Genomic DNA, 12,422 nt, shown 5'->3' with positions numbered 1-12,422 from the left:
TGTTAGCTACTTTCCTGATTGAGATATTTTTTTGAATATGTGCTGCAACTATTTTTTCTCGAAGCTCGATAGAGTATGACTTCATTTAAAAGTATTTATATTTTAACCTAGTGTACCTTATAACAGGCGGAAGCGCTGTATTACTACAGACTCGGAATATAGATGAATTCTTTGTCAATACTGAAGATTGTCAAAGAATAACTCAAAAATTTCATCAACAGCTTAAAAAATCTCAGATAAAAAAGGGTGACGTTCTTATTGCCAGAAGCGGATCTTTTGGTAAAGCTAGTATTTATCTAGATTCAGAAGTTGTTAATTCTGCTGATATCATCATCGTAGAGAGCAATAAAAATCGCGTAAACCCCTTTTATCTTGTAGGATTTATAAATTCAAAGTTTGGTACAAGTCAGTTGTTTAGATTTGCTAGTGGAGGTTTACAAGGACATGTCAACCTAACTATTCTTGAGAATCTTCTGATTCCTACTCTAAAGTCTGATTTTCAAGATTTTCTTGAATTACTAATTAAGTATTCATATAATATTCTTAAAGATTCAAAGAAATTCTATCAACAAGCTGAGGATTTGCTGTTGTCGGAGCTTGGCTTGAAAAACTGGCAAACCACGGAAGAAACCTTTGCCGTCAAGAGTTTTGCTGAGTCGTTCCTGTCCTCCGGTCGCTTCGATGCTGAGTATTACCAGCCAAAACAGCAAAAAGTCATGGCAATCATACGTCAATCTGGTCTTTGTATTAGCAATGTTGTCTCACTCGCAAAGCGCAAATTTCAGCCCGAAGAACAAGGCACGTTTAATTACATTGAAATTGGTAATCTCAGAGGAGAAGGCTTTGCCAATAGTGAAGTAGTAGCAATGGAAGAAGCCCCCAGTCGAGCGCAGTGGATTGTCAAAACTAACGATGTAATTACGTCAACCGTTCGCCCCATTCGCAGACTCTCAGCCCTGATTGAAACAGAGCAAAGTAATTACATTTGTTCATCTGGTTTTGCTGTTTTAAAACCAACCAAAATAGAGCCAGAAGTTTTACTGGTTTATTTGCGATCGCCCATTGTCTGCGAAATCCTTGATCTTCATACGACTGCCAGTATGTATCCAGCAATTTCTACTGAAGATTTGTTAAATATTCCGATCACGCTACCGCAAGAATCTACTCGCCAGAAAATTACAGAAAAGGTCAGGGCATCTCGTAAAGCACGGGAGCAATCGAAACAACTGCTAGAAATTGCTAAAACAGGAGTAGAACGGGCAATAGAAACTGATGAAGCGACAGCCACAATTTGGATAAACCAGCAACTTGAAGCCTTGGGGGTAAAACTGACATGATTGCTCAACCTGAGACAAAACACTACACCGTTGAAGAGTACCTGGAACTGGAAATCGCCTCCGACATCCGCAACGAATACCGTGATGGAGAAATTATTCCAATGACTGGTGGAACACCCAACCACAACGATATTGCTGGAAACTTGTATATTTTGCTTAAATCTGCACTAAAAGGCGAAGACTACCGGACTTTCTATGCTGATCAACGACTTTGGATTTCTAGTGCCAGCCTATATACCTATCCCGACGTGATGGTTCTGCTTAAACCCTTAGAACTTCAAACTGGACGCAAAGATACCGTGGTGAACCCCTGCTTTATCGCTGAAGTGTTGTCTAAGTCCACCCAAAACTACGATCGCGGTGAGAAATTCGTTGCCTATCGCACAATTCCCACCTTCCAAGAATATCTGTTGATCGATCAATATCGGATACACGTTGAGCATCATGTCAAAACAGCCGCTCATCAGTGGCTATTTTCAGAATACGACGATCCAGCTATCACCCTTTCTTTGAATACCTTTGAGTTGCAAATTCAAATTGCAGAACTTTACGAAAATATTGATTTTTCAACCGTTTGAGTTGAATGCCTAAAACAGGAGTAGAACAGGATAAAGAGAAGGCAACGACTTGGATAAACCAACAACTTGAAGCTGTTGGTATTAATTTATCAAATTCAACTTAATTTAATGGAGGCATAATGTCCGAGATTACCCTAAATCCAGAACAACTCAAGGAAATCTTGAAAAACGCAATCGTCGAATTGATTCGTGATAACCGTGAAGAAGTCTCTGAATTTTTGGCAGAAATTATTGAAGACATAGCAATGGAAAGAGCGATCGCGGAAGGTGAAACAACTGAACTGGTTAACCGCGACTCCATCTTTCAACTTTTGGAGCCGAAACCGTGAAAGTCGAGTTCAGAAAAAGCTTTGAAAAGGATCTTAGTAAGATTCGAGATGAGGACTTGCTCCTGAAAATTAAGACTGTAATAGAAGAAGTGGAAACTGCTGAAAGTCTCTTGAATATCAACAACATCAAAAAACTTAAGGCAGATGGAAATTACTATCGTATCCGAGTTGGTGACTATCGAATTGGTTTTGCCGAAGACGAAGATGTAATTATCTTTGTTCGTGTATTACATCGCAAGGAAATATATCGATTTTTTCCATAGTAAATGACTACTGCTGAAACCTCAAGCTTGCGAAACATCCTTTTTAAGTCCACATTCCGCACTTCAAAATGTCATACATCAATAGTTCAACAAATTTTACAAAAACCCATTGGTAGCCTTAAGCATTAACACTGCTATCTTTTGGGTTTTCGGCGTAGGCGTAGCCCGTCGTAGACATCGCTATTCAACCACTATTAGTCCAACATTTGTAATATTTGCATATGACAAAACGAAGTGTGAAATGTGGGTTCCAATATTGCCAATAACCGCACCTTTACAGACGGACACCACTACCACCATCAAGATTAAAATCTCTTAACCTTTCGTTACACTGAAGACATCGAGAAGGAAGAAAGCAAACTTCTCGAAGCTGAAATCAAAGGTGAACGACATGAATGGCACAATTCGCGTTGGTAATCTCTTCGGAATTCCCTTCTATATCCATCCGTCATGGTTTTTAGTTCTGGGTTTAGTAACTTGGAGCTATAGCAGTGGACTGGCGGCACAATTTCCCCAATTGTCTGCGGGATTAGCTTTGCTACTGGGATTGATGACAGCGCTGATGTTATTTGCCTCTGTCGTCGCCCATGAATTAGGCCACAGTTTTGTTGCGATTCGTCAGGGAATTGATGTCAAATCTATCACGCTGTTTATATTTGGCGGTTTAGCTAGCTTAGAAAAAGAATCGAAAACCCCAGGTGAAGCTTTTTGGGTAGCGATCGCAGGGCCTTTAGTTAGTTTCCTACTGTGCGGTATCGTTACAGTAATTGGTGTGACTACTACTGCATCAGGGCCGTTAGCAGCAATTCTTGGTGTTTTAGCTTCTGTTAACTTGGCATTAGCGCTATTTAACCTGATTCCTGGCTTACCCTTAGATGGCGGAAATATACTGAAAGCCCTCGTTTGGAAAATTACAGGCAATCCTTATAAAGGTGTGACCTTTGCTAGTCGAGTTGGGCAAATCTTTGGTTGGGTAGCAATTCTTTCAGGTGTACTTCCCCTAGTATTATTTGGCAGCGCCGGTAACTTCTGGAATTTGTTAGTTGGCTTCTTCTTATTGCAAAATGCTGGTAATACAGCTCAATTTGCCCGAGTGCAAGAAAAACTCACAGGTTTGACAGCCGAAGATGCTGTAACCCATGATAGCCCGATTGTATCTGCTAATCTGACCCTGAGAGAGTTTGCCGATGAGCGAGTCATAAGTGGGCAAAACTGGCATCGGTTCTTAGTGACTGATAATGATGGACAATTAGTAGGTGCGATCGCTGTTGATAATTTACGAACCATTCCAACAGCAATGTGGTCAGAAACTCAAGTAAAAGAAGTCATGCGACCAATTACCGAATCTACCACAGTTCAATCCGATCAACCTCTGCTGGAAGTCATGCAGGTACTCGAACAACAAAAGCTATCTGTGCTTCCCGTAATTCGTAAGAATGGTGTCCTAGTTGGAATCTTAGAAAAAGCTGCTATTATCCAGCTACTTCAAAGCCGAACCCAACCTAATCCTGCATAGTTCAATGAAGAGGCAGGGGGAGCAGGGGATGCAGGGGAAGCAGGGGGGGAGAAAAAAGCTTATCTGAACCGTAGCCTTATCTCCAAGTCTTCTTCCCCCCGCTCCCTGCTCCCCACTCCCCACTCCCTTCCCCTAAAAGCGTTCGCGTAGCGTCCCGCAGGGATGGGATATTTTTATTTGGAAGTCCCATTAGATGGAGTTGAGAGTAACAGATAAATTCCAATCTCCTGCCTTCTTCACCATCTCTGCGGTAAGAACACGTCGCCAAGTTAATTCTTTTGTAGTCTCATCCCAATGCCAGCGTAATAAATTAGCGGGTTGACTCTTAACAATTTCTGGTAAACCAATCGCTTTTCTAGGTGCATTAGTAGCTAGTAAAATTGCACTTTCTACGTCACAAATTCCCCACTTCACCAAATTCTGCACTCCCACCAATAAAGGTAAAGTCGTCCCCGATAAAGTGCCATCTGGCAGTCGTGCAGTACCGTTTTTAACTTCAATTTGCCGAGTATCCCAAGGATACACCCCATCGGGTAGCCCTAGAGGTGAAAGGGCATCGCTGACGAGGAACAGCCCTTTTTCGTGATAGCTAGCACGAAGTAAAATTTGCAGCATCGTAGGCGAAACGTGTTCACCATCTGCAATAAAACCACACATTACATCAGGATGGGTAATTGCTGCCCCTAATAATCCTGGCTCGCGGTGATGTAATGGTGGCATGGCGTTGAAAGCATGAGTTACCATCGTTGCACCCTCTTCAAAGGCCCGTTGCCCTTGGGCCTCTGTTGCTTGAGAATGCCCTAAACTGACGGTAATTCCCAGAGAACGCAAATATGGAATTACTTTACCAGTGGGATCTAACTCCGGTGCTAAGGTGATGATTTTCACAACATGAGCATAATTACTCAAAACCCGCTTTACCTGATCAATTGTTAAGGGTAACAAGTACTCTGCTGGGTGTGCGCCGCGCTTTTGGAAATTCAAAAATGGGCCTTCTAGATGTACTCCAAGAATCTTGGCACCAGCTTTTTGAGTGGGGATAACCTCAGCAATAATAGCAAGCGATCGCTGAATATTTTCGACTGAAGTTGTCACAAGTGTTGGTAAAAATTCATCTACCCCAACATCCCACAAAAATCGTGAGATTTTCTGGAGTATGTGAGCATTTTCAGGCGTCAATTCGGGAAATGCCAAACCCAACGCACCGTTAATTTGCAAATCAACGCCGCCTAAAGAAATCCAGTCACCTGCTACATCTAGTAGGGACGTACATCTGTGCATCCCTAGCGTACCCATTGGCAAGATTTGCTCAATTATGCCTTCTTGGTTAATCAAGAGCATCTGCAAATCTTTGTAACCAGGCACTCTAGCATTGATAATATCTACAGGATTTTGTGTTGCTTGGGTCATCACACTGGCTAGGGAATAATTAAACCTGACCCGATTTTAGATGGAACAATCGGCAATTAATCCAAAATCCAAAGTCCAAAATCCAAAATTCTATGACTCCCTTAGTTGGTATTATCATGGGCAGCGATTCCGATTTGCCCACCATGAAAGACGCGATCGCAGTTTGTGAAGAATTTGGCGTTGAAAGCGAAGTAGCGATCGTTTCTGCTCATCGTACCCCAGAACGCATGGTGCAATATGCTCAACTTGCACACCAACGCGGTATTAAAGTAATTATTGCTGGTGCCGGTGGTGCTGCCCATCTGCCAGGAATGGTAGCATCTTTAACTCCACTTCCTGTTATCGGTGTTCCTGTACCCACCCGTAACTTACAAGGTGTTGATTCTTTGTATTCTATTTTACAAATGCCTGGGGGTATTCCTGTGGCAACAGTGGCGATCGGTAATGCCAAAAATGCCGGTCTTTTAGCAGTACAAATCCTCGCAACTCATCAACCAGAATTGCTAGAGAAAGTGCAGCAATATCGCAAAACTTTATGTGAATCAGTAATTACAAAGCAAGCAAAACTAGAAGAATTAGGCTATGAGCAATATTTACAGCAAATGCCTTAAGTAATTCGTAATCAGCTACGCTAACGTAATTCGTAATTAGTTAAGAAAGCGCATTTGCTTGTTAGGCGATCGCATTTGCTTGTTTATCGATCGCATTTGCTTGTTAAGCGACTCCATTTGCTTGTTTGGCAACTCCATTTGCTTGTTAGGCGACTTCCAGAAATTAAATTATTCAATTTTGGGAGCGAAGACGATCATTAGATTCTTCCTCCCCTGCTTCCCCTGCGCCCCCTGCTTCCCCTGCTCACCAAAGCGATGGGTATTTATTTTTCTTGGAAGTCCCTAGGCGACTCCATTTGCTAGACAGACTTAACTGAAAAAGTCTAAGATTGAAGCGATCGCTCCAGAATCAAGGCAGCATTCTGAAGTATCTTGATGCTGAGGCCGTAGTCAAAAATTGAGAGCGACAACATTCATGTGTCAATTGCTCGGAATGAATTGCAATGTTCCAACGGATATTTGCTTTTCTTTTGAAGGGTTTTCTGCACGGGGAGGAAAAACGGATGATCATAGCGATGGTTGGGGCATTGCTTTCTTTGAAGGAAAGGGATGTCGAATGTTTTTAGATGCCCAACCTTCTGTTGCTTCTCCGGTAGCGGAGTTTGTTCGGAGTTATGCCATCCACTCAACCCATGTCATAGCCCATATCCGTAAAGCTACTCAGGGTGAAGTTGCCCTACACAACTGCCATCCTTTCCGCAGAGAATTGTGGGGTCAATATTGGGTGTTTGCCCACAACGGCAATTTGCCAGATTTTGATCCAGAAAATTTGGGATTTTATCAAGCCGTAGGTGATACAGATAGTGAAAAAGCATTCTGTATGATCCTAGAAACATTGCGATCGCATTTTCCCCAGGGTAAGCCTGACATAAAGGAACTGTACCCTGTGCTGCAAGAAATTACTGCTGTAATTGCAAAGGTGGGTATATTTAATTACTTATTATCAGATGGAGTCCACTTTTTTGCTTATTGTTCAACTAAACTCAGTTACATTGTCCGCCAAGCGCCCTTTGCAGCTGCCCATTTAATTGACCAAGACATGACTGTAGATTTTCGGGAGGTGACTACAGAACGCGATCGCGTTGCTGTCATTGCTACCACACCCCTCACTGACAACGAAGTTTGGACACAAATCCAACCTGGAGAATTACTAGTTTTTCAGGATGGACTACCCCTGAAATATGCATTTAGTTAAGAATCTGATCCTGTTGGCGAATTCACAAATTAATCAGAAATTTTCCCATTTAGATACCTTCTAGATGGGTTTTGTTTTTTATTACTTAATAAAGAGTTTTTGTACATACTTTCCCCCTTTTGGGCGAAAACTAATGATATCAGACTAATTCAAACCACGTCAAAAAGTGGGGGTGATTTCTCTTGGACTAATAACTAATGAAGCAATTTGCTTGATTTACTAGGTAGCGAATTGTGATGATAAATTGATAGTTGAAAGTAAAAGCATTGTAATTGTTCACAAAACTGCTAAAATCACCATATTCTTGATAAAGAATGTGACCTTTGGTGGTGTTTGCAACTAGATACATCGAATTATCCAGTATGATAAACACTATATAACTGTATTCCCATCAATTATTTGTAGATTTAGCGGAGGAAATAAAATGAGTTTGTGGCAACGCCCATTGAAAAGATTACAAGTGATAGCTGAACATAGAACGTATCGGTTCAGACTAAATTCGCTCAAAAGCTTTGTATCACTCTTTTTGGTAGGGACTGTATTGAGTGTGGCGCTTGCCGCCTGCTCCGGTGGAACAGCGAGTAATCCTTCCTCTGAAACCCCTGCTGCCAGCCCGGTTGCTGCAACCAAGGATAATGTTGAAATAACCCTGGTTTCCTTTGCTGTCACCAAAGCGGCTCACGAAGCAATTATTCCTAAATTTGTAGAACAGTGGAAGAAAGATCATAACCAAACTGTCGTTTTCAAGCAAAGCTATGGCGGCTCTGGTTCCCAAACTCGCGCCGTTATCGATGGTTTGGAAGCAGATGTTGTTCACTTGGCACTAGCTGGAGATACCTCAAAGATTGAGAAGGCTGGATTGATTCAACCAGGATGGGAAAAAGAAGTTCCCAACAATGGTATTGTCTCCAAATCAGTAGCAGCATTAGTCACCCGTCCAGGAAATCCTAAAAACATCAAAACTTGGGAAGATTTATCTAAAGACGGGATAAAACTAATTACCGCCGATCCGAAAACATCAGGAGTTGCTCGCTGGAATTTCTTAGCTCTTTGGAATTCAGTGATTAAAACTGGTGGAGATGATGCTAAAGCGACTGAGTTTGTAACCAAAGTGTACGGAAATGTACCCTTACTGACTAAAGATGCCCGTGAAGCTACTGATGCTTTTTTCAAGCAGGGTCAAGGTGATGCCCTGATTAACTATGAAAATGAGATTATCTTGGCAGGACAAAAGGGTGAAAAGGTGACTGCGATCGTCCCTGATGTCAATATATCTATCGATAATCCCATCGCAGTTGTAGATAAAAATGTTGATAAGCACGGTACGCGCGAAGTTGCCGAAGGTTTTGTCAAATATCTATATACTCCAGAGGCTCAACAGGAGTTTGCAAAATTGGGATTCCGCCCGGCAGATGATACTTTGAGTCTAAGTAAAGAAGTTGCAGACAAATTTCCCAAGGTAAAAACTTTGGGTACAGTTGCAGACTTCGGCGGTTGGGATGGAATCAATAACAAGTTCTTCGCAGATGGAGCTATTTTTGACCAGATTCAAGCCAAGAAAAAGTAATTAGTCATTAGTCAATCGTGGGTGCTCAGTAGAAAAAACACCCAATCACTAACAAAAAACTTCGGTGTTGCTGAATCGAGTTATGAATATGGATGTAGAGACATTGCAATGCAACGTCTCTACAAAGATTTTAAAATGACGCAAAATTATTTTTCATATCCCAATCAGCAACGCCAAAACTTCTTGTGAATTTTAGATTTTGAATTTTTGACTATGACAACTGTATCTCCGTCTCTGAAGGTTGAACGCAAAACACCATTCTGGAAGAAATTGGGGCAGGTTCCCTGGACTTGGCGAATCACCATAGGATACCTGACAGTGATGTTATTTATCCCCATAATTGCCATGTTTCTGAAAGCGAGTACGGAACCTCCGGCGAGATTTTGGGCGATCGCAACCAGTGATGTAGCATTAGCAACATACAATGTCACTTTTTTTACAGCAATATTTGCTGCCCTGCTTAATGGCGTATTTGGTACTCTAATTGCCTGGGTTTTGGTTCGCTACGACTTTCCCTTAAAACGCGTGATTGACGCCACAGTAGATTTACCCTTTGCACTACCAACATCGGTAGCAGGGCTAACCCTGGCAACGGTTTACAGCGATAATGGTTGGATAGGTTCGCTACTAGCACCACTGGGAATTAAGGTAGCTTTTACCCGCACGGGAGTAGCGGTAGCAATGATATTTATCTCACTACCTTTTATTGTGAGAACTGTGCAACCAGTGCTTCAAGAAATGGAACGTGAAATTGAAGAAGCCTCTTGGTGTCTGGGTGCTTCTCAATGGCAGACATTCTGGAAAGTAATTTTGCCACCTTTATTTCCGACAATTTTAACTGGTGTTGCCTTGGGTTTCTCCCGTGCAGTTGGAGAGTATGGATCAACTGTAATTATCTCTTCCAATACTCCTTATCAAGATTTGATCGCACCTGTGTTGATTTTCCAACGCTTAGAGCAGTATGACTATTCTGGTGCAACAGTAATTGGCATAGTTTTACTATCTATTTCGTTGGTACTACTACTGACAATTAATTTCTTACAAGCATGGGCAAGGCGATATGACAGTAGATAAGCCAAGTTTTCACTCGTCTGCATCTGATACAGATATAGCCAAGCCGAAAGAGCAGAAGAGTTGGGTACCAATACTTTTAATTGGTATAGCGATCGCTTATTTAGCCCTAGTTCAATACATCCCGGCAATTAACGTTTTTGTCCAAGCCTTCAGCAAAGGAGTTGGGCCGTTTCTATCAAACCTGACGCGACCAGCTTTTCTCCATGCAGCTTGGCTAACGCTATTACTGGCGCTGATTTCTCTACCTTTAAATACGGTATTTGGTTTATGTGCAGCTTGGGCGATCGCTCGTCATAAATTCCCTGGACGCGCCATAGTTTTGAGTATTATTGACCTGCCTTTCTCGATTTCGCCTGTAGTCGCAGGATTGATGATTGTGTTACTTTACGGTCGCAATGGGTGGTTTGGCCCTTGGCTCCAGGCTCATGATATCAAAATTATCTTTGCTTTTCCAGGTATGGTGCTGGCTACAGCTTTTGTGAGTATGCCCTTTGTGGCGCGGGAAGTGATTCCTGTTTTAGAAGAATTTGGCAAGGATCAAGAAGAAGCTGCTAGAACTTTAGGTGCGAAAGATTGGCAGATATTTTGGCGCGTCACACTGCCTACTATTCGTTGGGGTTTGCTCTACGGTTTAATTTTGACCAATGCTAGAGCAATGGGTGAATTCGGCGCGGTTTCAGTAGTATCTGGTAACATTGCTGACCAAACCCAGAGCCTACCACTATTTGTAGAAGACGCTTACAAACAATATGAAACCGAAGCTGCCTTCTCTGCGGCTGTACTGTTAGCATTGCTAGCAGTAGTAACCTTAGTGCTAAAGGAGATTTTGGAACGGAAAACCAGCATTAAAGATGTTGAATAGAAAAATCAAGAGATTATAGTTATCCTTTGAATAGGCTACAAGCAAATCATGGGACATGGTACGATCTACTTAGTACCTATCAGGAAATTACCGTTAGGGTTAAAAGTAGTTCTGTACCAATCCCGATCAGGGATTGAAATAATTCAGATATGGCTACTGACAATACACTTACTAACAAACGGATTCGACTAAGAATTCCCAAAGACTATCACCAGGAACCTGTAATTTCTCGCCTGGTATCTGATTGTGGACTGACTGTGAATATCACCGCAGCAATTTTAGGAGCAAATGCTGTCGGTGATGGTTGGTTTGACCTTGAATTACAAGGAACAGATGCACAAATTAAGAGTGGGTTAACCTATCTCCACGACTTGGAATTGGAAGTCTGGGATGACACTAAAGCAACTGATTGGTAAGGTTTATAGCAATACATAATAGGGGCGTACAGATAGCTGCACGTCCTCATACCTAATATTAACCTCTCGTTTTTGCGACTTTTTATGTATCTGGAAGAGTCAGAATTGATACTTGCAGTATGCCGACTATGAGATAAAATCTAACAAAATTCTTACGACACCACCTAACCTGATTTTGGTAATCCTTCAATTACTTGGTAATAATTATCGCCCTTCAGTTGTGATTCCAAGATAATGACGATATCAGCGAACGGACAGATGTAATAGATTATCAATTGCTTTAGCGTCAAAAGTACTCCACATAAATTGCTACTAACTACGTTAATTTGCTGATTGCTTTTTTGCGGACTTTGTGATACTTTCCTTTACATAACAAATAAATGCACTAAGTCGATAGTCTTACCGTAGATTAATAGAAGCCAGAAATATGAAAATCTCTATGAGGCTCACATTCAAGCAACGGCAGTTGAGTTGCAGGTATACGGCATCAGCAAAATTCTCTGCTGAACTTAAAAATTGTGTAGGCGCAGCCCGCCTTGTCTACGAGACGCTCCGCAAACGGCATCGCTATTGGGAATTAATCTGATGTCTCAGAGTAAATCTGTAGAACCCGCTTCAGTCCACAGTCGAATTCTCGTGCCTCAACGGTATAACAGGCAACCTGTAATTTCTCGACTGGTATCTCGTTATGATTTAACCGTTAATATCAAAGCTGCATCCCTGACATCCGACAATGACAGCGATGGCTGGTTTGATTTGGAACTTTCGGGAAATCCCCAAAAACTGACAAATAGCCTATCTTACTTGCAAGGATTGGGAGTGAATTTGCTGGAATTAGCGATCGCTACCCAAATTCAACCCAACCAACACTCTTTAACTTTCCCACATCCAGCTAGCATGAGTTCCAAAGACTCTGCATGGCTGACAAATCAATGGCAAGAACAATTCCAGCAATGGATTTCTCTCGGTCAAACCAGTCGATTGCGCTTGCAAGTGTGCGTCTTAAAATCTTATTACGAAGAACCAGTGATTTCCGAGTTAGTTTCTCGTTATGGACTAACAGTCAATATCACCAGTGCTAGACTCCAACCCGATACCGAAGATGACGGCTGGTTTGATTTGGATTTGTGGGGGAGAACAAAGCAACTCTACTCTAGCCTGAGTTATTTAGAAAAACTGGGGCTACCAATTTGGCTAGATTTGTCTAACGTTTATAGCGATGTCTACGAGGGGCTACGCCTACGCTAATTAATAACTCACTACC

14 protein-coding genes are annotated in these 12,422 nt (G+C 41.9%); 12 read left to right on the top strand and 2 right to left on the bottom strand.

The features are described 5' to 3' along the window. Window positions 1-110 precede the first annotated feature (110 nt). The 5 genes from VE944_RS13865 (at window position 111) to VE944_RS13845 (ending at window position 4,023) form a co-directional block, all read left to right on the top strand. Complete coding sequence (locus VE944_RS13865; protein WP_324977902.1) at window positions 111-1,337, top strand: restriction endonuclease subunit S; 1,227 nt, start codon at window positions 111-113, stop codon at window positions 1,335-1,337. After that, complete coding sequence (locus VE944_RS13860; protein WP_324977900.1) at window positions 1,334-1,915, top strand: Uma2 family endonuclease; 582 nt, start codon at window positions 1,334-1,336, stop codon at window positions 1,913-1,915. Before VE944_RS13865 ends, VE944_RS13860 begins: the two co-directional genes overlap by 4 nt. A 119-nt stretch (window positions 1,916-2,034) precedes the next feature. Next, entirely contained in the window at window positions 2,035-2,244 is a 210-nt protein-coding gene (locus tag VE944_RS13855) for a hypothetical protein (RefSeq protein WP_324977898.1), read from the top strand. Further along, complete coding sequence (locus VE944_RS13850) at window positions 2,241-2,507, top strand: type II toxin-antitoxin system RelE family toxin (RefSeq protein ID WP_324977896.1); 267 nt, start codon at window positions 2,241-2,243, stop codon at window positions 2,505-2,507. Before VE944_RS13855 ends, VE944_RS13850 begins: the two co-directional genes overlap by 4 nt. A gap of 391 nt (window positions 2,508-2,898) precedes the next feature. After that, entirely contained in the window at window positions 2,899-4,023 is a 1,125-nt protein-coding gene (locus VE944_RS13845) for a site-2 protease family protein (RefSeq protein ID WP_324977894.1), read from the top strand. 189 nt (window positions 4,024-4,212) lie between these two features. Here the strand turns inward: VE944_RS13845 and nagA are convergent, their stop codons facing one another. Next, window positions 4,213-5,433, bottom strand: coding sequence for an N-acetylglucosamine-6-phosphate deacetylase (gene nagA / locus VE944_RS13840; protein ID WP_324977892.1), 1,221 nt, complete (start codon window positions 5,431-5,433; stop codon window positions 4,213-4,215). 92 nt (window positions 5,434-5,525) lie between these two features. On the opposite strand from nagA, the gene purE reads away from it, so the two are divergent. Together purE and VE944_RS13830 are read left to right on the top strand one after the other, a co-directional pair. Beyond that, on the top strand, window positions 5,526-6,044 hold the full coding sequence (purE, locus tag VE944_RS13835) for a 5-(carboxyamino)imidazole ribonucleotide mutase (RefSeq protein ID WP_324977890.1): 519 nt from the start codon (window positions 5,526-5,528) through the stop codon (window positions 6,042-6,044). Window positions 6,045-6,459: 415 nt separating this feature from the next. Continuing rightward, window positions 6,460-7,239, top strand: coding sequence for a class II glutamine amidotransferase (locus VE944_RS13830; protein WP_324977889.1), 780 nt, complete (start codon window positions 6,460-6,462; stop codon window positions 7,237-7,239). A 187-nt stretch (window positions 7,240-7,426) separates the two neighbouring features. Here VE944_RS13830 and VE944_RS13825 read toward each other — a convergent pair whose 3' ends face one another. Then, on the bottom strand, window positions 7,427-7,588 hold the full coding sequence (locus VE944_RS13825) for a hypothetical protein (RefSeq protein WP_324977887.1): 162 nt from the start codon (window positions 7,586-7,588) through the stop codon (window positions 7,427-7,429). Between the two features lie 75 nt (window positions 7,589-7,663). Between VE944_RS13825 and VE944_RS13820 the strand changes: the two genes are divergently transcribed. The 5 genes from VE944_RS13820 to VE944_RS13800 all read left to right on the top strand — a co-directional run bounded on the left by VE944_RS13820 (window position 7,664) and on the right by VE944_RS13800 (window position 12,406). After that, entirely contained in the window at window positions 7,664-8,806 is a 1,143-nt protein-coding gene (locus VE944_RS13820) for a sulfate ABC transporter substrate-binding protein (protein ID WP_324977886.1), read from the top strand. 213 nt (window positions 8,807-9,019) lie between these two features. Further along, complete coding sequence (gene cysT / locus VE944_RS13815) at window positions 9,020-9,880, top strand: sulfate ABC transporter permease subunit CysT (RefSeq protein WP_324977884.1); 861 nt, start codon at window positions 9,020-9,022, stop codon at window positions 9,878-9,880. Then, the gene (cysW, locus tag VE944_RS13810) at window positions 9,867-10,742 is read left to right on the top strand and encodes a sulfate ABC transporter permease subunit CysW (RefSeq protein WP_324977882.1); all 876 of its coding nucleotides are present in this window, start codon (window positions 9,867-9,869) and stop codon (window positions 10,740-10,742) included. The genes cysT and cysW overlap by 14 nt, the downstream gene beginning before the upstream one ends. 149 nt (window positions 10,743-10,891) lie before the next feature. Next, window positions 10,892-11,158: an NIL domain-containing protein gene (locus tag VE944_RS13805; RefSeq protein ID WP_324977880.1), complete on the top strand. Its 267-nt coding sequence runs from the start codon at window positions 10,892-10,894 to the stop codon at window positions 11,156-11,158. A 585-nt stretch (window positions 11,159-11,743) separates the two neighbouring features. After that, window positions 11,744-12,406 (top strand): NIL domain-containing protein, encoded by a 663-nt coding sequence (locus VE944_RS13800; protein ID WP_324977878.1) that lies wholly within the window; start codon window positions 11,744-11,746, stop codon window positions 12,404-12,406. Window positions 12,407-12,422: the final 16 nt, after the last annotated feature.

Source organism: Nostoc sp., from assembly GCF_035638895.1.
Lineage (GTDB): Bacteria > Cyanobacteriota > Cyanobacteriia > Cyanobacteriales > Nostocaceae > Nostoc.
This window is presented reverse-complemented; position numbering and strand designations above follow the sequence as displayed.